The organism is Paraburkholderia sp. BR10936 (assembly GCF_040965735.1).
Taxonomy (GTDB): domain Bacteria; phylum Pseudomonadota; class Gammaproteobacteria; order Burkholderiales; family Burkholderiaceae; genus Paraburkholderia; species Paraburkholderia nodosa_A.
This window is the reverse complement of record NZ_JBFRCM010000005.1, coordinates 392,906-415,070: the sequence shown is the minus strand read 5'-3', so window position 1 is coordinate 415,070 and position 22,165 is coordinate 392,906. Positions and strand designations below refer to the sequence as shown.

The window sequence follows — 22,165 nt, the reverse complement described above, 5'->3', positions numbered from 1 at the left end:
TGGCGCGACTCGCAGCGCCATTCGTCAATGCGTGTCTGAGCCGGCGGGCCAGAACAGAAGCGCGCGCAATTCGATACTGCGCCGCGCCGCCGCGTCCGCACGACTGGTGGGGTCCTCGAATGCGGTGTGAGCGGTGAGCCGCGCCGTGCCGTCCTCCAGAGCATCGTAGATTTTCAGCAGGAGTACTTCGTCGGGGCGCAGACGGGGAAAGAAGTACCAGCGATGCTGCGGGTTCGCGAGAAACGAATAGGTCTCGCCGGTTTTGTCGCGGTAGAGAAGGTCGGTCGGCACAAGATCGCCGGCCGCGATCGAGCGCGCGTCGCACAGCGCGAGCGGCAGTTGTTCCACCACGCTGAGCGGGCGCCACAGGTTGACGATCGCAAAGCGATGCCCGAGCCGCCGTTGCGCTTCTTCGGCATCGAGATGATCGCGCACCCGGCGCGGTCCGGACACGAAAGTCTGATCGTTATGCACGCGCCGCACAGGCTCGCGAAGTGTGGCGTTGCCGCGTGAGCCGCTCGCGCTGTCACGCAGCGTGTGGTCGAAGATGACGACCTTTTCGGCTCCCGTCATGTCGCGCAGCAACGCCTCGGCCTCGGGGCGATACACGAGGCGAATCAGGCTTTCGTCGCTGTAGTCGCTCACTGCGCTCCGATGCGAAACGAGCTGAAAGCCATTGCGGTCGAGCGACATTTCGCCGGCCTCCGCAAGCGGACGCGCGTTGCGTATCGTCACGCGGCGCGGGTCGAGCGTGCCCGAACTCCATGGCGTTCCCTCCGGCGGCTCGAACGCGTAGTTGACCGGGCGGGCGTTGCCTGGCGCGAGATAGTTGAGCTCCGCCTCGACGGCGGACGTTCGCGAAAGAGGCGAGTGGGCCGATAGCACTGTGCTCATAAGTGATCCTGATCAAAACGGTTCGCGCCACGGGCGCAGATCCAGCTCTTGTGTCCAGGCGCTGCGGGCCTGGCGGTGCAACTGCCAATAGCTTTCGGCGATGGCTTCGGGTTGCAGCAGACCGTCCGGCCCTGCGTCTTGAGCGCGCTGGGGCGCGGCGCTTCGCAGCCGTTCGCCGTCGATACCGCCGTCGATCACGACGTGCGCCACGTGCACGCCTCGCGGTCCGAATTCGCGCGCGAGACTTTGGGCCAGCGAGCGCAGGCCCGCTTTCGCCGCTGCGAACGCGGCGAACGGCGGCCGTCCGCGCAGCGAGGCGGTCGCGCCGGTAAAGATGAGGCTGCCGGCGCCCGAGGGGTTCGTCGCGGCGTCCGGGGCGTCCAGCAGAAGGGGTAAGGCGGCGCGGGCAAACACGAAGCCACCTAGCACATTTGTGCGCCATGCGGACTCGAACTGCGCGACTTCGAGTTCGAGCGTTGGCGCGCGTACGGCGTTGCCCGCGTTGAAAATCGCGCTGCGCAGAATTCCGTGACTCGTCAGAAGTTGCGCGATGCGCGCGAGATCCTGCTCGTTTGCCACGTCGCCGGGTGCTGCGTGGGCGCGGCCGCCTTGCGCGCGTATTTCCGCGGCGAGCGCTTCCACACGCGGCGCCGTGCGTCCGGTCAGCACGACCGTGTAACCTGCTCGGGCGAAGTGGCGCCCGAGCGCCGCGCCCAGGCCGGCGCTCGCGCCCACCCCGGCAATCCATGCGACCGAAGCAGGAAGAGAAGAGGAAACGTCGCTCATGATTCTTTCACGCTAGTCACCACGCGCGCTTTTGGAAAAGAATGAAACTTCATATGGTTATTCATGCGGTCAGCGCATAGCGGTTCACGGGATAGTCGAGCCCAAGATGCTCGCGCAGCGTCGTGCCTGCATAGTCGCGCCGGTAGGCACCACGCTCCTGCAGGATCGGCACCACCTTACGCGCGAATTCGGTGAACGCGAGCGGTGTACCGCCGCGCACGATGAAGCCATCGGTCGCGCGCGCTTCGACCCAGGCCTGCAAGCCATCGGCGACCTGTTCGGGCGTACCGAGAAAGCTGGGCCTGGGCGTTGCGGCTTCCAACGCGACCTCGCGCAGCGTCAACCGGCGCTCGGCCGCGTTGCGCTTGATCGCGTCGGTCGTGCTGCGGAACTGGTTGCTGCCCAGTTCGCCGATGTCGGGAAATGGAGCGTCGAGCGGGTACTGCGAGAAATCGTGGTGATCGAAGTAGCGGCCAAGGTAGTCGAGCGCATTCTCGATCGTCACGAGCCGTGCGGTTTCGCGATACTGGTCCTCGGCCTGCACGGCCGAATCCGCCACGATCACGCTGATGCCCTGGAAGATCTTCAGGCTGCCGGCTGCGCGGCCGTGGGCGGCGAGCCGCTTCTGGACGTCGCCATAGAAGGCCTGTGCAAGCCCGATCGTTTCCTGGCGCGTGTAGATCGCGTCTGCATGGCTCGCCGCAACCGCCTTTCCGTCGTCGGAAGCGCCCGCCTGGAACAGGATCGGGCGGCCCTGGCGCGAGCGGCCGATATTGAGCGGCCCGGCCACCGAAAAGAACTCGCCCGCGTGATCGAGCGCATGCAGTTTGTCCGGATCGAAGAACACGCCGCTCGCCTTGTCGCGAACGAAGGCGTCGTCCTCCCACGAATCCCACAACCCCTTCGTCACATCCAGAAACTCGGAGGCGATCCGGTAGCGCAGTGCATGTTCTGGGTGTTTGTCACGCGAGAAATTCTTCGCGGAGCCTTCCAGCGGCGAGGTCACCACATTCCAGCCCGCGCGGCCGTCGCTCAGGTGATCGAGGCTCGAAAACTGCCGCGCGACGGTGAACGGATCGCTGTACGAAGTCGAGAGCGTGCCAACGAGGCCGATGCGCGTGGTCGCGAACGCGAGCGCCGAAAGTAGCGTGAGCGGCTCGAAGCGGTTCAGGAAGTGGGGGATCGACTTCGCATTGATGTGCAGCCCGTCGGCGACGAACAGCAGATCGAATTTCGCGTTCTCGGCCTCGCGCGCCAGCTCGCGAACGAAGTTCACGTTGATGCTGGCATCGGCGATCGCATCGGGATGCCGCCATGCGGACATGTTGCCCGAAGCGCCCTGGATGATCGCGCCGAGGTGAATCTGACGTTGCGGATTTGTGGTCGATTGGCTCATGGTGTGCAAGATAGAGGGCGTGTGGGACGTCACGCGGAAGTGGCCGGCTGGCCCTGCTGAGCCGACTTGGGCAGCTTTGGCAGCGCATCGAGCAGCGAGGCGGTATAGGCATGCGTTGGCGCAGTGAATACCTGCCCGACAGGTCCGCTCTCGACCAGGCGGCCGCGCTGCATCACGAGCACGCGGTCGGCAACGTGATGAACCACGCCGAGGTCGTGCGAAATGAACAGCATGGCCGTGCCGTGCTCAGACTGCATGTCGGCGAGCAGGTCGAGCACCTGCGCCTGGATCGATACGTCGAGCGCGCTCACCGGTTCGTCGGCAACGAGCAGTGCCGGGTTCGGCGCGAATGCGCGCGCAATCGCCACGCGTTGGCGCTGGCCGCCGGAGAGTTCGCGCGGGTAGCGGTCGTAGCAGCCCGCCCCGAGCCGCACCTCGTCGAGCAGTTGCAGCACACGGCGTCGCCGCGCGTCGCCGCGAATGCCGACCGCGTCGAGACTCTCGCCGATGAGCTGGCCGACCGTATAACGCGGGTCGAAGGAGCTATAGGGGTCCTGCGCAATGAGCTGCAGGCCGGCCCGCCGATGTCGCCGAGCGGATTCGGGCACGCCGCTCCAGAGCTGGCCGTCGAGCGTCACGCGGCCGCTGTCGGGAGTGGTCAGGCCCAGCACGATGCGCGCGACCGTCGACTTGCCCGAGCCGGATTCGCCGACGATGCCGAGCGTTTCGCCTTTGGCGAGCGAAAACGACACGTCGTCGACAGCGGGGGGCGCGGTATCGTCGCCGCCGTAGCGCTTCGTGACCGCTTCGACCGATAGCACACGGACGTCATCGACGATCTGCTTCGCGGGCAGCGCAACCCGCGTGTCGCCCGTGGCGGCGCTAGCTCCCGCATCGCCCGAGAGCCGGTAGCCTCGCGACGCGGGCACGGGAATCGCGGCGAGCAGCTGCCGCGTATAAGGATGCGCTGGGCGCCCCAGCACGTCGCGCGTCGGCCCTTCTTCGACGATGCGGCCCGCACGCATGACGAGCACGCGGTCTGCCAGTTCCGCGACCACGGCGAGGTCGTGGCTGATGAGGAGCAGCGCGTCGCCGGCGTCGCGGCGGGCGCGCAGCAGCGATAGGATTTGACGCTGGACGGTCATGTCGAGCGCTGTGGTGGGCTCGTCGGCGATCAGCAGCGAAGCGCCGCCCGCGATGGCCGTGCCGATCAGTACGCGCTGCCGCAAGCCGCCCGACAGTTGATGCGGGTATTGCGGCAGCCGGCGCTCGGGTTCGTCGATGCCCACCGCCCGCAGGATCTCGACGCTGCGGTGGTGGATGTCGCGCGAGCGCACACTATGCAGCGATTCGGCTACGAGGTTGCGCACGCGCCATAGCGGATCGAGCGAGACCAGTGCGTCCTGGAGCACGTAGCCGATGCGGCGGCCGCGTATGCCGCGCCAGTCGCGCTCGCGGTAGCGGCTTGCGTCCTCGCCCGCGATCTCGAAGCGCTCGGCCTGTGTTTGCGCCTTCGGGCCGTTCAGTCCGACGAGGCTGCGTGCGGTGACGGATTTGCCGGAGCCCGATTCGCCGACGAGCGCGACGCACTCGCCCGCATGCACGCTCAGGCTCAGTGATTCGACGGCGGCGCGCGCGGCGTGCCGCTCATGAAACGCGATGCTAAGGTTTTTGATACGCACGAGCGGTTCGCCCGGCGGCGCGGTGAACGGATGAATCACGGCGGGTAGCGGGACCGGCGCTGAGAGGCTGCCTTCCGTGGCAGACCCAACGCGCACGCGGGCGGCGAGATTGGCAGTGGCAGCGGCTGTCATGCGACCTCCCGGCGTTCGAAACGCGCCTGCCAGTAGCCGCCGAGCGCGTTCACAGCAATGACGGCGGCCGTGATCGCCACGCCGGGCCAGACCGCGATCCACCATGCGTTGTACAGATAGTTGCGGCCCTCGGCGAGCATCAGTCCCCACTCGGCCGTGGGCGGCTGCGGCCCCATGCCGAGAAAGCTCAGGCCCGATGTGCCGATGATCGCGGTGCCGAGGCCGATCGTGGCAAGTACGGGCACCTGGGCAATGGCGTGCGGCAACACGTGCCGCCAGACCAGCACGGCCGGCGCGAGACCGAACGTGCGCGCCTGCTCCACATACCCCGATTCGGCGACGACGAAGGTCTGCGCGCGCACAACGCGCGCAAAGCGCGGAATCGAGGCGACGCCAAGCGCGAAGACGAGATTGACGGCGCCGGGGCCCGTGAACGAGATCAGCATGAGCGCGAGCAGGAGGTCCGGAAAGGCGGACACCACGTCGAGAAAGCGCGTGATCAGCTCGTCGAGCCAGCCGCGCGCGAGGCCGGCGATCAGCCCAAGCACGGTGCCTGCGAGCGTCGCGATGGCGATCGCCGCCGCGCTGATCGAGAGCGAGTAGCGTGCGCCGTAGACGACGCGCGCAAAGATGTCGCGGCCCAGCTGGTCGGTGCCTAGCCAATGCTCGGCGCTGGCGCTGAGCTGCGCGGAGACTGGGTCCGCCACGAGCGGATCATAGCGGGTCAGCCATTCGGGCGCGGCGACGGCGATGACGTTGAGAAGGAGCCAGAGCGCCGCAAGCGCAAGGCCGGGATGACGCCATATCCAGCTGGCGGCACGCCAACCCGCGCGCGCCCGCAATGGCAGGTCGAGAGGAACTGACATCGTGAAGCCTCCGGTTCAGCGCCGCGCGCGCGGGTCGCGCAGGCGCGGATCGATCAAGAGATAGAGCAGGTCGACGGCGGTGCTCAGGACGACGTAGATCGCTGCGGAGAGGATCGCGATCGCGAGGATCACGGGCATGTCCTTCGCGAGCACGGCATCGACGGTCACCTTGCCGAGCCCTGGGCGCCCGAACACCTGCTCGGTGATGACCGCGCCGCTCAACAAGCCGCCCACGAGCCAGCCGGCGAGCGTGACTGCCGGCAACGCGGCGTGCCGCAGCGCATGGCGCAGGCGCAGCGCGAAGCCGCCAATGCCCCACGCGCGCACGGTCAGCGCGTACGGCTCGTCGAGCGCGCGCTCGATGCCCTTGCGCAATATGCGGCCAATCACCGCGCCTTGCGCGAGCCCCAGCGAGAGCGCCGGCAGCACGAGCGAGGAGAAGCCGCGGTCGCCGGCCACGGGGAAGAGCTTGAGCGTGAAACTGAACACGAAAAGCAGCATGATGCCGAGCCAGAATGAGGGCGTCGAAGCGAGCAGCAGCTCCACGCCTGAGGCGGCGCGGGCGCCGAAGCGGCGCCCCGCAGTCAGCACCGCGAGCCCCACGGCGAACACGACCGCGACGACCAGCGCGGCGCTGGTGAGCTTGAGCGTGGGCCAGAGCTGGCCGATCACGAGCGGGGCGACGTCCGTGTTCAGGACGTACGAGCGGCCGAAGTCGCCGTGCAACACACGCCACAGGTAGTGCAGGTATTGCAGGGATACGGGCTCGTCGAGGCCCCATTCCTTGCGGATCGCGGCTTCAATCTCGGGCGTGTTCAGTTGCTCGCCGATCAGGATGCTGACGACATCGCCGGGCGCGAGATGCACGGCGACGAACGACAGCGTGATCGCGGCCCACAACACCAGCACGCCGGTCACGAGCCGCGTCGCGACCGGCGAGCGCAACCACGTGCGGCGCACGCGCGTAAGCGGCGCCGTCGGGCGGGGTACGCTCTCGTCGGGCAGCGGTAAGGGAGTCGGGTGGGTCATGGTCGAAAGTTCTCCTGCTGGCGAAGCCGGTGCGCGCCGCACGTCTCGCGTCAGCGCGAATCGAGGCAGACGTCGTAAGGCGCTTCCGGCATCTGCTTGAAGCTGCGGAACGCCAGGCCGCGCACGCGCGTGCTGGCGGCGATCTCGTCCTCGGGTTGATAGAGCGGAATTGCGTAGGCCTCGTCGACGATCACCGTGTGTTGCAGTCGCGCGTAGATGCGCTCGCGCGCCGCGTCGTCGCGCGTCTGCGCGGCTTCGTTCAGCCACGCGAGCAGGCGCGGGTCCGCCGTGCGGCTGTAATTGATCACGCCGCCGCGGTCGATGGGCAGGTAGTGGTTTTCTGTATCGATTCCGTCGGTATCGGTGTTCGAGTTGGGTATGGCGCCGAACTTGCCGGTCTTGCGCACGTCGGCATAGGTGCCCGCGTCGACATAGCGGATTTTCAGCTCGACGCCGAGCCGCTGGCGCGCCTGCGCCTGGAGTCCCTGCAACAGCACATCGCGCTGGTCGCGCACGGTGGCGATCGCCTGCACGACGTCGATCGACAGCCGCCGTCCGTCCTTCGTGCGGTAGCCGCCGGTGTCGCGCCCGGTCCAGCCCGCTTCGTCGAGCAGCGCGTTGGCAAGCTTCGGATTGTTGCCGTAGCTGTGCTCGATGCTGCGGTCATACAGCGGATCGACCGGCGAGGTGATGCCCCAGGCGCGTGTGCGCTTGCCGCGATAGATCGCGGCGACGAGAGTGTCGAGATCGAACGCCTGCAACAGCGCACGGCGCACCCGCACGTCCTGGGTGGGGCCGTAGGCCACGTTCAGATAGAGCGAGTACGGCGAGCCCGTGTTCAGCGCATGGAGGTAGCGCAGGTCCGGCTGCTTTTCGAGCAATGTGGCGTCGTTGCCCGAAATGCCCTCGATCACGTCGGCCTGGCCGGACAGCAGCGCGCCGGTGCGCACCGACGACTCGGGCAGGAAGCGGTAGACCACTCGGTCGAGGTATGCCGTGCCCTGATGGGTCGTCGTAGCCGGCGGCCATTTATAATCTGGATTCCGAACGAAATCGGCTTCCTGTCCCTTGCGCCAGGCCGTGAGAATAAACGGTCCGGTGCCCGCGACTTCGCGTCCGCCCGATTTCAGTTGCGGCGAGGCATAGGCGGCGGGCGAGATGAGCTTGAGCCCAGCGGCGAATGAGAGGAACGGCACGTAGGGCTCGTTCAACGTGAGCTGAACGGTGCGCGCATCGACGGCACGCGCGCCGGCGAGGCGCGACGCGATTCCGCAATAGCTCGAACCGGCGCAGTAAGACGGGTCGCGCACCTCGAGAAAGTTCTTCGCGACCGCTGCGGCGTCGAGCGGCTGGCCGTCGGTGAACTTCACGCCGTCGCGCAGTGCAAACGTCAGCGTCTTGCCGTCCGGCGAGACCGTGTAGCCAGTCGCGAGCCATGGGACATAGGTGCCATCGGGCTTGCGCGCGAGCAGCGACTCGAAGCTCGCGCGCAGGATCAGTTCCGCTTTCGCCTGTCCGTTCAGTTGCGGATTGAGGGTCGTCGGCTCGGTCTCGATGCCCCACGTCAGCGTGCCGCACGAAGCGGGCGCGGCGCTGACGCCGCCAGTGGCCGTTGCCGCAAGCGCGATTCCCCCGGCGGCGACCCTGCGCCGCCAGCGCGCGGACCTGGCCATGGCGAGAGGCGTTGACATCGACATCGTCATGGTTAGCGTTTGATCCACACGTCATAGGGGTTTTCGGGCATCTGCGCATACGAGCGGAAGCCGAGGCCCTGGACCGTCTTCGCGGCGGCGATCTGGTCTTCCGGCTCGTAGAGCGGCACGGCGAACGCCTGCTGGTCGATCGCGAAGTGCTGCAACTGGCCGTACAGCGCCTTGCGCTCGCCGGCGTTCTGCGTCTGCGCAGCGGCCTGCAGCCAGCGGCTCAGTTCCGGTGCCGACGCGCGGCTGTAATTGAGCGCGCCGCCGTGATCGACGGGCAGGTAGTGGCCTTCGATATCGATCCCGTCCGGCGGTGTGTTCGAGTTCGCGATCGAGCCGAACTTGCCGCTCTTGCGCGCATCCGCATAGGTGCCGTCGTCGACGTACTGCACCTTCAGATCGACGCCGAGCCGCTGACGCGCCTGCGCCTGCAACGCCTGCAGCAGCACGTCGCGCTGGTCGCGCACGGTCGCCTGTGCCTGGATTACCGCGATGGTGAGACGCTCGCCGTTTTTCGCGCGGTAGCCGGCGCTGTCGCGCGCGGTCCAGCCCGCTGCGTCCAGCAGCGCATTGGCGAGCTTCGGATTGTTGCCGTAGCTCTTTTCGATGCTGTGGTCGTAGAGCGGATCGATCGGCGAGGTGATGCCCCATGCGCGCGTGCGTTCGCCGCGGTAGACCGACTGGACGATGCCGCTTACGTCGAGTCCTTCGAGCAACGCGCGGCGCACATTGGCGTCCTGCGCCGCGCCGTAGGTGACGTTCAGGAACAGCGAGTAGGGCGTCCCGGTGTTCAGCGCATGCTGATACGTGAGGTCGGGATTGCTGCGGATCAGCCCCGCGTCGTTGCCCGACACGCCTTCGATCACGTCGACCTGCCCGGACAGCAGCGCGCCCGTTCGAACCGACGATTCAGGCAGGAAGCGATAAACCACGCGGTCAAGATACGCCGGCCCCTGATGGCCGCTGGTTGTCGGCGCCCATCGATAATCTGGATTCCTGTCGAACTCGATCTCCTGCCCCTTCACGTAGCGGCGCAGGATGAATGGGCCCGTTCCTGCGATGTCGGTGCCGCCCGACTTGAGGCTCGACTTGTCGAACGCGTTCGGCGAGAGGAGCGGGAGGGAGCCGGCAAAGGTCAGGAACGGCGCGTACGGCGCGTCGAGCGTGATCTCGACCGTGTGCGCGTCGGGTGTCTTGACGTCGGCAACGTGCGAAATCAGGCGCGCGAGGTTGCTGCCGCCGGAGTAGGAGAGGTCGCGAGCATAGAGGAAGTTGCGGGCCACGGCCTTCGAGTCGAACGGTGCGCCGTCCGTGAACTTGACACCGTCGCGCAGCGTGAAGGTATAAGTCTTGCCGTCGGGCGAGACCTTGTAGCCGGCGGCGAGCCACGGCACGAAGCTGCCGTCGGGCTTTTGCGCCAGCAGGCTTTCGTAAGCGTTGCGCAGCAGCAGCACGACCTTGTCCTGGCCGTTCAGTTGCGGATTGAGCGTGCGCGGCTCGGTTTCCACGCCCCACGTCAGCGTGCCGCCGGTGACCGGCTGGCCTGCCGCGAGCGTCGGATGCGGCAGCGCGAGGGCGAGCAGGACCGCCGCCGCCGCGGTTCGGCGCGAGGTGCAAGAGGCTTGCGCCGGGAATGAAAACGTCATCGGTGAGTACCTTGAGCAGTGGGTCGGTCGATCAGGGGAAGGCGGTTGCGCGCGGGCTATCATGCGGCTTGGGGATCGCGTGCGCCGGCTGCAACCGGCTCGCTGTAAAGCTCGGGAATAAGGATCTTGCGCAGCCAGACCAGCGGCGTGCCGAGCGCGTTGGTCGAGCGATGAAAAGGTTCATAGCCGTGACGCTCGTAAAACGGGGCGAGCCAGGGGTGATTGACGGCGGTCGCGAGCCACGTTGCGGGCGCCTTGACCTGCGCGCGCAGAAACTGCGTTTCGACATGATCGAGCAGCACGTTGCCAAGGCCCTGGCGCTTGAACGCGGGCGCGACGGCAAACCAGTGCAGGAACGGCCAGGGTGCGAGCCGGTTGCCTTCGGGCGACCAGGGAAAGCGCACGGTCAGCGTCGCGGCAAGCGCTGTGCCGCCGCCGACCACTTCGCGCTCGAGCACGAACGTCGTCTGGCTTGCGACCGCCTGCGCCACGCGCCCGACCGGTGAGCGCGTGATCGTGAAGTGAACGCCTTCGCGCGCAAGCGGTGCGTAGGCCTGCTGTAGCAGGTCGTAGAGGGCCGGCACATCGTCCTGGCCCGCAATGCGGATCTTGTCGGTCATTGTTCTGTCACGGCGAGCGAAGGGTGAATGCCGGGGGCGGAGGATGGGCTCGCGTGTGGAAGAGGAATGTTGCCGTCTGCAAGCAGTCCGAGCGACGCTATGCGGCGTGTAGCGTCGATGATCGGCGTGTCCACGACGAATTCGTCAATGCCATGGCGGCGATGCAGTGCGTCGAGTTCGCGCAGCACGTCCTCGCGCGTGCCGTGCACGATGCGCGTTTCGCGTTGTTCAATGCGGTGCGCTCCGCCGCCCGATTGGCGCACGAATGCGTGCGCCTGCTCGAGGCTCGCGACGTTGACCGCGGCACCCTCGCCAACCTGCACACGAAAGCGCTGGAAGCCGCTTGCGAGCTGCGCGGCGTCGGCCGCCGTTTCGGCCACGACGATCGAAATCGCGAGCAGCGGCGCACGGCCGCCCGATAGCGAGCGGTAAGCGTCGAATGCGCGCTCGAGATCGCTGGTCGCCGCGTTGATATGCGCAGCGTAGACAAAGTCCCAGCCAAGGCGAGCCGCGAGCGTCGCGCTTTCGGCGCTCGCGCCGAGCAAGAAGGGTTGCACGGGAGCGGGCGGCAATGGCGTCGCGCGCAGCGCTTTCTCGTCGCTCTCGCCATTCGCCTCATCGGCTTCGCCCGAAGCCGGTGCCTTGGCATCGAACAGATACCGCTTGAGTTCGAAAGCAAGTTCGGCGAAATCCGGGCGGCGGCCTGCATCGAAGGCGTGTTGCAGTGCGCGCGTCGACAAGGGCAGTCCACCGGGCGCCTTGCCAACGCCGAGGTCGACACGGCCTGGTGCAAGCGAAGCCAGCAGGTTGAAATTTTCCGCGATCTTGTACGGGCTGTAATGCTGCAGCATCACGCCGCCCGATCCAACGCGGATGCGGCGCGTCTGCGCAAGCACATAAGCCACGAGGATTTCGGGCGACGGGCACGCGAGTCCGGGCGAGTTGTGATGCTCGGCGAGCCAGTAACGGTGATAGCCCCACGCCTCGGCGGCCTGCGCGAGAAAGACGCTGCGCGCGAGCGCGTCGGCGGCGGTTTCGCCGGCCGCAATCGGGCTCTTGTCGAGAACGCTCAGGCGGAAAGCGGGTTCGCGCTGTGCAGGATCGGAGTGGCTCGCGGGTAGTGTCATGCTGAGGGAGAGGGGGCATCGATCGCAGCCGCCCGGTCAATTTCGGTGCACAAAATTATTTTTCTTCGCAAACCGAACGGTCAAACAATGAAGAGGAATATGGAAAGCCGAAAATATTTGTTCGATTGGAGGGGGGTGATTGCACACTATGTCCGATTGCCGCGTGACGGACATCGGTGTCGTCACGCCGGCGCAAAACATCAATTGATCGGATAGACAGGACGGCATCATGAGCGGCGCGCGTAGACGGCTGAAGACAGTGGTGGGCGCGGCGAGCGTGCTATATGCGAGCGGCGATACCGACGCGGCACAGGGCATACGCCGTGCGGCCGCGCTTGCACGCAAGGCGGAAGCGCACAAGGTCACGGGCCTCTTTACGGCTGATCTCTTGCAGGCGGATGCGGCGGGTCTCGCCGGCATCACCGGCAGCCAGGAACCGATCGTCGCGCTCGCGGCATTGAGCCAGGCCACCTCGCGGATCGGCCTCGTCGCAACGGTCTCGACGACCTACCATCATCCCTACAACCTCGCGCGGCTGATCGGCACACTCGATCACGTGAGCGGCGGCCGCGCGGCGTGGAATGCCGTGACGTCGTCGGTGGGCGAAGAAAATTTCGGCGACGGCGCCCTGCCCGACCCCGAGCGCCGCTATGCGCGCGCCACCGAATTCGTCGAAGTGGTTCAGGGTCTGTTCGGTGCGAACCATCCTGTGGCGACGCGGCGTTCGGCAAGTGGTGGCGTGGCTGTCGATCCTGCCAGGCTGGGTCCGATCCACTATCGCGGAGAATACTTCCAGGTGGAGGGGCCGCTCAACGTTCCGCCTCCGCCCCAGCGCATTCCGGTCCAGTTTCAGGCGGGTCAGTCGGCGAGCGGCGTCACGCTCGGCGCGCGCTATGCCGAGGTGGTCTACACGTCGCAACCGACGCTCGACGATGCGCGTGCTTTCGTCACCGAACTGCGCCGTCAGGCGATTGGTTTTGGGCGTGCGAACCGGCTGCCGTTCGTGATGAACTCATTTCATTCGGTGATCGGCGAATCGGATGCGGACGTCGCGCGACGGCTGCGCGACAAGCACGAGCGCATCGACTACGAGCAGGGACGGCTCAAGCTCGCCGACATGCTTGGCGGCGGCATCGATCTCCGCGATCTGCCGCTCGACGAGCCGCTGCCGGAGTCCTTGCTGCCGACGATCGACAGCGTGCATCGGCGGCGAGGGCGGGTTGCGATCTTCCTGGCTTACGCGCGGCAGCGGCTCAGCTTGCGCGAGCTGATCATCCGCGCGCAGGAAACCGGCCACTGGTTCGTTGCCGGGACGCCCGAACAGCTCGCCGACGCGATCGAAGAGCGCTATCGTGCCGGCTTCGTCGATGTGCTCTCGTTGCATGGTCTTGGCCAGCCGGATCAGGAGGACCTGTTGCTCAACGGGCTGCTGCCGGAGTTGCGCCGGCGCGAACTGATCGATGCCGACTATGTGGGCGAAGACTTCCGCTCGAATCTGGAATTGCCGCCGCTGCAGGCATGGTCCGGCGGAAACGGCCTGCGGGCAGCGAACGAAGGCTAACCAGCGCTTCGTCATTCCTCGTTGTGCTAAGCATCCCAGAATTTCTTCTATAGCCTGGCCTGTCCATTCTTTGTAATTCGGCGGGGGAAACACTACTACAGTGAAAGATGCCGTTTGCATTCTCCCACCCAAAGGAGCCTGGCCATGTCCATCCGCATAGGCGACGAAGCCCCCGATTTCACTGCACAAACGACTGAAGGACCGATCCGCTTCCACGAGTGGATCGGAGGCCAGTGGGCGATCCTGTTTTCGCACCCGAAAGATTTCACGCCGGTATGCACAACCGAGCTGGGCTATATGGCCAAGCTCAAGCCCGAGTTCGACAAGCGCGGGACCAAGGTGATCGGGCTCAGTATCGATCCGGTCGACGACCACCACAAATGGGCGAAGGATATCGAAGAGACGCAGGGCACCGCGGTCAACTATCCGATGATTGGCGACGCGGACCTCGCAGTTGCAAAGCTCTACGACATGATCCATCCCAACGCGAGCGAAGGCCCGCGCACCGCGGTCGACAATGCGACCATCCGCGCCGTGTTTATCGTTGGACCAGACAAGAAGATCAAGGCGACGTTCACCTACCCGATGAGCGCCGGGCGCAACTTCGACGAGGTTTTGCGGCTGCTCGACGCCCTCCAGCTCAACGCGAAGCATACGGTCGCCACCCCGGTGAACTGGAAGCCGGGCGCTGATGTGATCATTCCCACCTCCGTCTCGGATGAGGATGCAAAGAAAAAATATCCAGAGGGCTTCAAGACGCTGAAGCCCTGGCTGCGGACGGTCGCGCAGCCCAAATAGGTACGCTTCGGCACCACGGGCAGGCGGTATTACGGCGCTGTGACTCACGACGCGAGAACGTATGCGAACCTGCATCGTCGGCTCCGCGCGATGCAATGTTTTTGGACAGCGCTTGAGAATTCTCCAAGGTTCTCGAGGCGCTCGCCGATATCGTCGGCACGCTCAAGGGCGTGCTCTTCCCGATGTGCCTCGGGCCGCCCAATTTGCGCCAGGAAACCGAGAACTTGTACATCGGGCATGCACTCGATGCCTCGCGCCACACGCTGCGCCATCGAAGCGCGCGCCCGCAAGGCGAGCTAGCCGTTGGCGAACTCGAGGCACAACTCAACATCCGTCAGCCGGCGCTGCCCCAGCAGTTGGCGATGCTTCGTGAGAAAGGTCTCGTGAGCGCACGACGCGATGGCAAGAACATCTTTTACACGGTAGCGAGTGCGCAGGCGCTTGCTGTCATGGCCGTGCTTTATCAGCAATTCTGTACGGATACCCGTGACGATCCGGCTCGCTGATCGCTTCACGGCGCGGCCGTCGACGAGAGCGAGCGACTTACACGCTGTGAATTGTTATGGCGCATGAAATGACGCTGTAACACGCGAGCATATTCCGATGCATCACGATTGCGTAAGCTGCGATAAAGAAAGCACCTTTCATTCGTTGCTAGCTCAACGACAGGGACCGTATCCTCGTCAGGATTGTTCATCACCGAATATGCAATGACGCCTCCACTCCTGACCGACGAGCAACTCGACGAACGCTTCGAGCCGATCTATGACCACATTGCGCGGGGCGCGATCGAACGCGAACAGCAACGCGCGCTCGCCCATGAACCCGTGCGATGGTTGAAGGACGCGGGCTTCACGGCGCTACGCGTGCCGCGCCGCTATGGCGGAGGCGGTGTCACGCTGCCGCAATTCTTTCGCCAGTTGAGCAAGCTGGGCGCGGCCGATTCGAATCTGCCGCAAATCCTGCGCGCGCATTTCGGTTTCATCGAATACCGCCTGGAAGATCGCGATGAAGCCCAGCGCGCGCGCTGGTTCGAACGCATCGCCGCCGGCGAGACGCTGGGCGCGGCGACTTCCGAGCGCACGGACAAGACGCATAACTCGGCGGTGCTGCGGCGCGACGCTTCGACCGGTGCGTTGCTTCTCGATGGCGAGAAGTATTACAGCACGGGGGCGCTTTATGCCGACTGGCTGAGCGTCGCGGCACACGACGACGAGTCGGACCTCACGCTCGTCATTGCGGCGAACAGCCCGGGCGTGAGCCGGCTGGACGACTGGGATGGCTTCGGCCAGCGCCTCACCGCGAGCGGCACCACGCGTTTCGAGAGCGTGCCGGTTACACCGGACGCGATCATTTCGCGCTATCGCGCTTCGGAGCCTCGCCGCAACTCGTCGCTCACCGCGTTCTATCAGACCGTTCATCTAGCCACGCTGGCAGGTATCGTGCAGGCGGTCTTGCGCGACAGCGTCGAGTTCGTGCAGGGACGCACGCGGACCTTCGGCGTGGCCGGACAATCGAGCCCGCGCGACAACCCGCTGGTGCATCGTGTGGTCGGCAGGCTCGCCAGCCTCGGCTACTCGACGCGAGCCATCGTCGATGCGGTGGCGCACGGGCTCGAACGCCTGCACGAACGTCGCGCAGAAGGTGAGGCGACCACTGACGAGTACATCGCGCTCGACATCGAAGCGTATGAGGCGCAGCAGATCGTCATCGAGCAGACGCTCGAGGCGACCACGCTGATGTTCGAAGTCGGCGGTGCGTCGGCGACCAGCGAAGCCCGGCGCTTCGATCGCCATTGGCGCAATGCACGCACGATCGCCTCGCACAATCCGGCGGGGCAGCGCGAAGCCGCAATCGGCAACTTCCATCTGAACGCGGCGCCGCCCGAGGAACGTTTCAGCCTTCCGCACGCGCGGCAAGCCGTCCCGGACGAAGCGGCGCAGAGCGTCGCGCAGGCATAGTCCGCGTCCCCGCGCGCCCGGACGCTTGCCGCCGACCGCGGCGCCTGCCAACGCGATTCATCTGCACTGGAAAGCATCACGGCAGAGCCGTTCATCGTGAACGCGTTCACGATGAACACGGCGTCGCATCTGAATTACGGTCTGTGGCGACATCCCGACGACGACGAGACCGGGCGCTACACGCACGTCGACCACTGGACCGACCTCGCAAAGTTGCTCGACGAAGGCGGCTTAGACACATTGTTCATCGCGTATGCTCTGCGCCTGCTCGACGCCTACGGCGGCAGTGCCGAGACGTCGCTGCGTACGGGTGCGCAATTGCCCGTCAACGACCTCGGTTGTCGAAGGCACGTGCGGCGCTGGCGGAATGCGCGGCGAACAGTCCGAAAACAAAGAGGCTAGATTTGCTGAAGGCACTACACAACCCATGTGTCGTGCGATCAATATGAGCGGTTTCTATGAATGCTTAGCACGTACGGGCCTCAGTCAGGCAGACGGACCGCACCCGCTTCGGTGGATCCGATAGCGCTTCTCCTTGCCCGGACACCGGATGAAAGGCCGCTCCGTCGCGCGGGGCTCAACGCGCAGCAGGCAGCGTTAAACCAATGGGCCATCACTGGAATGATTCACAACGCTACATATTCATCGAAATAATCGTGCCGCCGCCTTCGAACTGACAGGGCAGCGGCCCGTGTCGCTGCTTAGAACAGGTGCTTGATACCGGCCGAGACCGCGACCTGATTCGACGTCGTCGAGGGTGACAGATAGCCGATGTCCGCGACGGCGTGGCGGCCCCACGAGTCGACGCCGCTGGCGTGCTGGTACGCCGCCGTCGCATACAGTTCGGTGGCCTTCGACAGCGAGTAGCCAGCGCCCACGTTCCACTGCTCGTAGCGCGCGCCGCCCAGACCGTTCAGGTTGCCGCCGTTCGTGTAATCGAATGACGTGCCGACGCGCAGGAACGGCGTGACCTGATAGCGAACGCTCGCGCCGACCGTATTAAACGACGCCGTGCCGCGGTAGTTTTGGGTGTTGAGCGAAGCGGTTGCCCCAAGATCGCGGTATTGCGTGTTGGACCAGGCGACGCCCAGGATGGCCGAGCCGATCGTCCAGGTGGAGGCCACGGCGATCGTCTGCTGTGTGCGGGCAGAGGCGAAGCCCGAAATAGCCGGGTTCGATTCCGGTGTGGTGGCGGAACCGGCGGAGCCGAGATTGTTGCCGGTGGCGCTCGCATTCGCGTTCGTGCCGTAGAGCGAATTGTTCGGATTGCGCGCGTTGATAATCGACGCGGCAACCGCAATGCTCGGTCCGGCATAGCTGAAGCCTGCGGACCAGTACTGGTTCTGCGTGAAGTTGCCTGCGATGCCGCCGAAGCTGTACTGCGCGCCGAACCGGAAGCCGCCGAATGCGTCCGAGCTGTATTTGACCGCGTTATTGATGCGGTGCGTGAAGTTCAGGTTGTCGTAGTCGGCCGGATGGATCGCGAGATTGCCGAAGTACCAGGCGTAGAGCAGCGGCGACACATAGTCCACCGCGGCGTCGGACTGGCGACCGAGCGATGCGGTGCCGTAATTCGGTGCGCTGAGCCCGATCCAGGCCTGACGGCCGAACAGCGTGCCCCCCTGGCCGAGCGTGCCGTTGGCGACGCTGAAGCCGCTTTCGATCACGAACAGCGTCTTCAGGCCGCCGCCCAGGTCCTCGGTGCCTTTCAGGCCCCAGCGGCTCGAACTCGGGCCCGAGCTGCCGCTATCAAGCAAGGCGACCTGGCTGCCGCCGGTTGGTTTGCCACCGGCCGGCGTGGCGGCCGTCTGAACGTTGTTTACGTAAGTCACGTTGCCGGTGACGATACCGTAGAGGGTCACGCTGCTCTGGGCATAGGCAGCAAGGGGTGACAGTGCGATTGAAGTCAGGGCGAGAAGTATTTTTTTCATCGTAAATAGTTTTTCAATACACGACAGCTGCTGGAGAGCCGTTTCAAAAATGGTGCGGGATTTATTAAGTCGATATGGACTGCGAACTAGTAAATTGAGGCGATTGAATAGATATTTGTTGCAGGTAATTCGCGCAACGGGGACCATTTTCCGGAGTAGTCGAAGCCGTGGTCAAGGCTAATACAGCGTCGTTATCGAACGATTTCTTATACTGTTATTTATCCGTGCAGCAATGCGAATGCGGATTTTGTGTATGACTTGAGCGAGGGTGGTCGCGTCTGCTGAATCAGTGAATGCGCGGCTCGGACACGTCTGCTGCTCGTCCGGGCCGCGTTCCGCATGCGTCCATGTATCTTGTTGAACTGGGGCCGCATTCAGTGCTGCACATTCTGCGTTGCCGCGCAAGAGACTGCTCGATGGCGTGGATGCGGCGATACAACACATTTAGATGATACGTCGCGGGGATTTTCGCGCCGCACGGCCGTGATCTACCGCCTCGTCGGTGATATGCCGGTGGCGCGTAGCGGAGTCGAGGCACGACGTTTGTGCTGCCGGGCTGCTGTGCAGCTCACAACCGCACGCGCAGGATAGCCTCCGCGAACTCGACGAACCCGGCACCACCGGGACCACGTGTTATCCATCGCGGCGCGACCGGAAGCCCGGGCAGATAGTCGACCACCGTGCTGACACCCACCGTATGCCTGAAAAAACCGAACATCGGCGCGTCGTTTGTCGAATCACCGGAATAGGCAACAACCCTCGTGGCGGCTTCCGGCGTGGTGTCGAACGATCCGGCGAGAACGCGCAGCGACATCGACAGCTTGTCGTAGCCGCCAAGCCAGCCCAGCACCCATAGATTGTTGACTGTTGCGTCCGCGCCGGCGGCTTTCAGCGCCGCCACGATCCGGTCGTCCAGCGAAGTTCCCGTGCGTTGCCAGGCCAGGCTGGCAAGGCGGAACGCCTGGTCGTCCGCGATGCGGGCCTCGGGGATGGCCGCTTCAATACCTCTTGCGATGGAACTGAGCTGCGATTGCATTGCCGTCACGCTCTCCGCGTGAACCCACCATGAGCGCTCGACGCCATGGCCGTTTGCCTCGCGCCTCATGAAGATGCCGCCGTTCTCCGCAATGACGCCATCCACGGGCCACATGCGGGCCATCTGATCGCACCATCCGGCGGGCGCCGCGGTGACCGGAATCACACGGATGCCTGCCGACTGCAATCGCTCGAGCGCGTTATAGGTTTGTGCGGCCAGCCGTCCACGATATGTCAGCGTTTCGTCCATGTCGGTGAAGACAAACTGGACACCGGAAAACTCGTGAAATGGCGCTGACGATAGCGGCTCCATAAGGGTCCCTGTGGCGACTAAATCTCCAATTATGAGGGACGCTGGACGCCTCGTCCAAAGGCGGATCACGCATTGCTTCGCCGATTGCGTGCTAAGGCACGCCTTCCGACGAGCGAGCGGGCGTTCTACGCGCGAAGGCGTTGCCTAGCGACGTCTCTGGGAAAGCTCGTGTACCCCATAGACCGCTGCAATCACGCCCAGAAGTATGGCGGTGACGGCAAGCGACTGACGCGTCTGCCCTGCCGACGTCGCGGCCGTCGCATGACACCACAGGCCCACGCCAGTTACCGAAAGCAGGAGGCCGAAGGCGAGGGCCCATAACGGAGCCGCCGTACGCGAATGTAGTTTATGTGAGAGTTTCATTTGTCATACCCCATACACCGATGCTTCCTGCCAGTCCCGTCGCTGCAGTTTCCCCCGGCTGACGTTTAATAGCGTACGTGGCGGAACTCCTGTCGACAAGTGGAACAAAATTCTTTAGCACCGTCGCATGGAACGCCGCGCCCAGCGGCAACGGAACTTTTGACTATAGAAACCGATTGCGGCCACGACAAATGATCGATTCGTCAATGCAACGCACGTTCGCGCTGAAGAGCGTCCGTCAATTCCTTCGTTGCACGCGTTGCGGTGCCGATGGTTTGATGTTCTCCACCCTTGACCACGGAGGACGCAATGAGCACGGTACTGGAGCAGCCCCAATCGCAAGCCGACGGTCATCAGGACCTGCGCGTGCGTCGCTACAAGCCGTTGATCGGCGCGGTGATCGAGAATGTCGATCTCTCCGGGCCGTTGAGCGAATCGAATCGGCAAACGCTGCGTCAGGCACTCGTCGATCACGGCGTGATTTTTTTTCGTGAACAGACGCTCTCGCCTGAACAGCATGTGGCGCTCGCGCGCATTTTCGGCAATCCCATCCGCAAGAACATCTATTTGCCTGCTGTGGCGGGCTTTCCCGAGATCGAGGTCATCGCACACAGCGAGAAGACGCGCTCGGGCGGCACGGACAACTGGCACGTCGATGTCTCCTGGCAGCCTCAGCCACCCAAAGCCACGGTTCTCCACGCTCAGGAAATTCCCGAGGGTGGCGGCGGCGACACGATCTGGTCCTCGGCGGCGGCAGTCTACGACTTGCTGGATGCCGATTTGGCCCGCTACTTCGAGAAGCTGACCGCGGTGAACACCTTCATCGCCTCGCCGAAAAAGGGCGCCCTCTCCGAACTGCTGAGCGGCTACGACATTCCGGAAGGCAGCGAGGAAAACAGCGTGGAAGCGGGGCTTGCGCGCGTGCGCGACGCGGCGCAGAAGTATCCGCCAATCGAAGTGCCGGTCATCAAGACCCACCCTGAGAACGGCCGCAAGCTCGTGTTCGTCAACGAAGGCCACACGAGTCACTTGCTCGGTGTTTCAAAAACGGCCAGTCAGAGTCTGCTGAATTACCTGTACGACCTCATCAAGACGCCCGAAGTCCAGGCGCGCTTCGAATGGCGGCAGGGCGATGTCGCGATCTGGGACAACCGCCAGGTGCAGCATTACGCGGCGCGCGACTACGGATCGGCACGGCGGCGCATTCATCGCGTCACGCTCGAGCATGACGGCGTCTTCTAGGAAGCATGGTCCGCGCCTACAAGGAACCCCCGCATGAAACGCAGTTTCTCCCCTTATATGAAACGTTTCGCCATCCTTCATATTGCAGCGATGCTGGCGGCTGCGGCGTCGGCGCCATCGTTCGCGCAGACGCCGGAGAAGCAGGAGCTGCGTTATCAGGGCTGGGCGAGCAAAGTGCTGTATCCCGAACTGGCCGAGGACCTCGGCTATCTCGCGCCCATCAAGCTCAAATGGGTAGGTAACACGACGAGCGGACCTCAGGACATTCAGGCGGCTGTGACGGGCGACGTCGATTTCGGCGGTGCGTTTAACGGTTCGATCGTCAAGCTGGTTGCGGCGCACGCGCCCGTGAAAGCTGTGATTTCGTATGTCGGCACCGACAAGGAAACCAATGGCGGGCTGTTCGTGCTCGACGACAGTCCGATCAAGGGGCCACGTGACCTGATCGGGCGCCGCATTGGCGTGAACACGCCCGGCGCTTACGAGCAGTATGCGGTGACCGCGTATCTGCAGAAGGCCGGCGTTTCGCAGGCCGACATCGACAAGGTGGTGTTCGTCGCGGCGCCGCCCGTGAATCTCGCGCAACTGCTCAAGCAGAAGCAGCTCGATGCCGTGTTTCTGGAAGATATCCTGAAGGACAAGGAACTCGCCCAGGGCGGGGCACGCCTGCTCACGACTGACTACCAGCTCTTCGGTTCGTTCGGGTATGCGAGTTATCTCTTCACGGATCGATTCATCGCGCAGAACCCGAATACAGTGCGCAAATTCGTCGAAGGCACGGCGCGCGCCATCGAATGGACGCGGAACACGCCGCGCGCGGAAGTCGTCGCGCGGTTGCACAAGATCATCGAGGCGCGCCATCGCAATGAAGACGCCACCATCGTCAATTACTGGAAGTCGCCGGGCGTGGGCGGCAAGGGCGGCCTGATTGTCTCCGACGACTTCACGACCTACATCGACTGGTACGTGAACAACGGCGTGCTGAAGGCCGGGCAGGTGAAGCCGGGCGACATCTATTCGAATCAGTTCAATCCGTTCAACCAGCGAGTCGCGAGCCAGTGAGGCGGCGTCATCACGCGAGGA

At 64.6% G+C, this 22,165-nt stretch carries 19 protein-coding genes; 7 read left to right on the top strand and 12 right to left on the bottom strand.

The window, feature by feature from the left end:
• Nucleotides 1-24: 24 nt before the first annotated feature.
• The 10 genes from AB4Y36_RS14160 to AB4Y36_RS14115 all read right to left on the bottom strand — a co-directional run bounded on the left by AB4Y36_RS14160 (nucleotide 25) and on the right by AB4Y36_RS14115 (nucleotide 11,878).
• The gene (locus tag AB4Y36_RS14160) at nucleotides 25-894 is read right to left on the bottom strand and encodes a CmcJ/NvfI family oxidoreductase (protein ID WP_368683302.1); all 870 of its coding nucleotides are present in this window, start codon (nucleotides 892-894) and stop codon (nucleotides 25-27) included.
• A 12-nt stretch (nucleotides 895-906) separates the two neighbouring features.
• Nucleotides 907-1,680, bottom strand: a complete 774-nt coding sequence (locus AB4Y36_RS14155) for an SDR family NAD(P)-dependent oxidoreductase (protein WP_342947024.1) — start codon at nucleotides 1,678-1,680, stop codon at nucleotides 907-909.
• Between the two features lie 61 nt (nucleotides 1,681-1,741).
• A complete protein-coding gene (locus tag AB4Y36_RS14150; RefSeq protein WP_368683301.1) occupies nucleotides 1,742-3,076 on the bottom strand; it encodes an LLM class flavin-dependent oxidoreductase in 1,335 nt (444 codons plus the stop codon).
• Nucleotides 3,077-3,105: 29 nt separating this feature from the next.
• Entirely contained in the window at nucleotides 3,106-4,890 is a 1,785-nt protein-coding gene (locus AB4Y36_RS14145; protein ID WP_368683300.1) for a dipeptide ABC transporter ATP-binding protein, read from the bottom strand.
• Nucleotides 4,887-5,756 (bottom strand): ABC transporter permease, encoded by an 870-nt coding sequence (locus AB4Y36_RS14140; RefSeq protein WP_368619269.1) that lies wholly within the window; start codon nucleotides 5,754-5,756, stop codon nucleotides 4,887-4,889. The genes AB4Y36_RS14145 and AB4Y36_RS14140 overlap by 4 nt, the downstream gene beginning before the upstream one ends.
• Nucleotides 5,757-5,771: 15 nt before the next feature.
• Nucleotides 5,772-6,785 (bottom strand): ABC transporter permease, encoded by a 1,014-nt coding sequence (locus tag AB4Y36_RS14135; RefSeq protein WP_342947028.1) that lies wholly within the window; start codon nucleotides 6,783-6,785, stop codon nucleotides 5,772-5,774.
• A 50-nt stretch (nucleotides 6,786-6,835) separates the two neighbouring features.
• On the bottom strand, nucleotides 6,836-8,476 hold the full coding sequence (locus AB4Y36_RS14130) for an ABC transporter substrate-binding protein (RefSeq protein WP_368683299.1): 1,641 nt from the start codon (nucleotides 8,474-8,476) through the stop codon (nucleotides 6,836-6,838).
• Nucleotides 8,477-8,490: 14 nt separating this feature from the next.
• A complete protein-coding gene (locus tag AB4Y36_RS14125) occupies nucleotides 8,491-10,131 on the bottom strand; it encodes an ABC transporter substrate-binding protein (protein ID WP_342947030.1) in 1,641 nt (546 codons plus the stop codon).
• A gap of 59 nt (nucleotides 10,132-10,190) precedes the next feature.
• Nucleotides 10,191-10,751 (bottom strand): GNAT family N-acetyltransferase, encoded by a 561-nt coding sequence (locus AB4Y36_RS14120; RefSeq protein ID WP_069261299.1) that lies wholly within the window; start codon nucleotides 10,749-10,751, stop codon nucleotides 10,191-10,193.
• A complete protein-coding gene (locus AB4Y36_RS14115; protein WP_368683298.1) occupies nucleotides 10,748-11,878 on the bottom strand; it encodes an LLM class flavin-dependent oxidoreductase in 1,131 nt (376 codons plus the stop codon). Before AB4Y36_RS14115 ends, AB4Y36_RS14120 begins: the two co-directional genes overlap by 4 nt.
• A 229-nt stretch (nucleotides 11,879-12,107) precedes the next feature.
• Between AB4Y36_RS14115 and AB4Y36_RS14110 the strand changes: the two genes are divergently transcribed.
• The 5 genes from AB4Y36_RS14110 (at nucleotide 12,108) to AB4Y36_RS14090 (ending at nucleotide 16,600) form a co-directional block, all read left to right on the top strand.
• A complete protein-coding gene (locus AB4Y36_RS14110; protein ID WP_368683297.1) occupies nucleotides 12,108-13,439 on the top strand; it encodes an NtaA/DmoA family FMN-dependent monooxygenase in 1,332 nt (443 codons plus the stop codon).
• Nucleotides 13,440-13,583: 144 nt separating this feature from the next.
• Nucleotides 13,584-14,237, top strand: coding sequence for a peroxiredoxin (locus AB4Y36_RS14105; RefSeq protein WP_368683296.1), 654 nt, complete (start codon nucleotides 13,584-13,586; stop codon nucleotides 14,235-14,237).
• Nucleotides 14,238-14,467: 230 nt separating this feature from the next.
• A complete protein-coding gene (locus tag AB4Y36_RS14100) occupies nucleotides 14,468-14,743 on the top strand; it encodes an ArsR/SmtB family transcription factor (protein WP_368683358.1) in 276 nt (91 codons plus the stop codon).
• Nucleotides 14,744-14,947: 204 nt separating this feature from the next.
• Complete coding sequence (locus tag AB4Y36_RS14095) at nucleotides 14,948-16,198, top strand: acyl-CoA dehydrogenase family protein (protein ID WP_368683295.1); 1,251 nt, start codon at nucleotides 14,948-14,950, stop codon at nucleotides 16,196-16,198.
• 96 nt (nucleotides 16,199-16,294) lie between these two features.
• Nucleotides 16,295-16,600: a hypothetical protein gene (locus AB4Y36_RS14090; protein ID WP_368683294.1), complete on the top strand. Its 306-nt coding sequence runs from the start codon at nucleotides 16,295-16,297 to the stop codon at nucleotides 16,598-16,600.
• A gap of 299 nt (nucleotides 16,601-16,899) precedes the next feature.
• Here the strand turns inward: AB4Y36_RS14090 and AB4Y36_RS14085 are convergent, their stop codons facing one another.
• Both AB4Y36_RS14085 and AB4Y36_RS14080 read right to left on the bottom strand, forming a co-directional pair.
• Nucleotides 16,900-18,129, bottom strand: a complete 1,230-nt coding sequence (locus tag AB4Y36_RS14085) for a porin (protein ID WP_368683293.1) — start codon at nucleotides 18,127-18,129, stop codon at nucleotides 16,900-16,902.
• Nucleotides 18,130-18,697: 568 nt separating this feature from the next.
• The gene (locus AB4Y36_RS14080; RefSeq protein ID WP_368683292.1) at nucleotides 18,698-19,477 is read right to left on the bottom strand and encodes an HAD-IIB family hydrolase; all 780 of its coding nucleotides are present in this window, start codon (nucleotides 19,475-19,477) and stop codon (nucleotides 18,698-18,700) included.
• Nucleotides 19,478-20,149: 672 nt separating this feature from the next.
• Here AB4Y36_RS14080 and AB4Y36_RS14075 point away from each other — a divergent pair.
• Both AB4Y36_RS14075 and AB4Y36_RS14070 read left to right on the top strand, forming a co-directional pair.
• Nucleotides 20,150-21,082 (top strand): TauD/TfdA dioxygenase family protein, encoded by a 933-nt coding sequence (locus AB4Y36_RS14075; protein ID WP_368683291.1) that lies wholly within the window; start codon nucleotides 20,150-20,152, stop codon nucleotides 21,080-21,082.
• Nucleotides 21,083-21,115: 33 nt separating this feature from the next.
• Complete coding sequence (locus tag AB4Y36_RS14070; RefSeq protein ID WP_069261291.1) at nucleotides 21,116-22,144, top strand: ABC transporter substrate-binding protein; 1,029 nt, start codon at nucleotides 21,116-21,118, stop codon at nucleotides 22,142-22,144.
• The last annotated feature ends 21 nt before the right edge of the window (nucleotides 22,145-22,165 follow it).

Bases quoted from the DNA above. Each gene is read 5' to 3' on its own strand.
- AB4Y36_RS14160 (WP_368683302.1), bottom strand. From the start codon at position 894: ATGAGCACAGTGCTATCGGCCCACTCGCCTCTTTCGCGAACGTCCGCC.
- AB4Y36_RS14155 (WP_342947024.1), bottom strand. From the start codon at position 1,680: ATGAGCGACGTTTCCTCTTCTCTTCCTGCTTCGGTCGCATGGATTGCC.
- AB4Y36_RS14150 (WP_368683301.1), bottom strand. From the start codon at position 3,076: ATGAGCCAATCGACCACAAATCCGCAACGTCAGATTCACCTCGGCGCG.
- AB4Y36_RS14145 (WP_368683300.1), bottom strand. From the start codon at position 4,890: ATGACAGCCGCTGCCACTGCCAATCTCGCCGCCCGCGTGCGCGTTGGG.
- AB4Y36_RS14140 (WP_368619269.1), bottom strand. From the start codon at position 5,756: ATGTCAGTTCCTCTCGACCTGCCATTGCGGGCGCGCGCGGGTTGGCGT.
- AB4Y36_RS14135 (WP_342947028.1), bottom strand. From the start codon at position 6,785: ATGACCCACCCGACTCCCTTACCGCTGCCCGACGAGAGCGTACCCCGC.
- AB4Y36_RS14130 (WP_368683299.1), bottom strand. From the start codon at position 8,476: ATGTCAACGCCTCTCGCCATGGCCAGGTCCGCGCGCTGGCGGCGCAGG.
- AB4Y36_RS14125 (WP_342947030.1), bottom strand. From the start codon at position 10,131: ATGACGTTTTCATTCCCGGCGCAAGCCTCTTGCACCTCGCGCCGAACC.
- AB4Y36_RS14120 (WP_069261299.1), bottom strand. From the start codon at position 10,751: ATGACCGACAAGATCCGCATTGCGGGCCAGGACGATGTGCCGGCCCTC.
- AB4Y36_RS14115 (WP_368683298.1), bottom strand. From the start codon at position 11,878: ATGACACTACCCGCGAGCCACTCCGATCCTGCACAGCGCGAACCCGCT.
- AB4Y36_RS14110 (WP_368683297.1), top strand. From the start codon at position 12,108: ATGAGCGGCGCGCGTAGACGGCTGAAGACAGTGGTGGGCGCGGCGAGC.
- AB4Y36_RS14105 (WP_368683296.1), top strand. From the start codon at position 13,584: ATGTCCATCCGCATAGGCGACGAAGCCCCCGATTTCACTGCACAAACG.
- AB4Y36_RS14095 (WP_368683295.1), top strand. From the start codon at position 14,948: ATGACGCCTCCACTCCTGACCGACGAGCAACTCGACGAACGCTTCGAG.
- AB4Y36_RS14085 (WP_368683293.1), bottom strand. From the start codon at position 18,129: ATGAAAAAAATACTTCTCGCCCTGACTTCAATCGCACTGTCACCCCTT.
- AB4Y36_RS14080 (WP_368683292.1), bottom strand. From the start codon at position 19,477: ATGGAGCCGCTATCGTCAGCGCCATTTCACGAGTTTTCCGGTGTCCAG.
- AB4Y36_RS14075 (WP_368683291.1), top strand. From the start codon at position 20,150: ATGAGCACGGTACTGGAGCAGCCCCAATCGCAAGCCGACGGTCATCAG.
- AB4Y36_RS14070 (WP_069261291.1), top strand. From the start codon at position 21,116: ATGAAACGCAGTTTCTCCCCTTATATGAAACGTTTCGCCATCCTTCAT.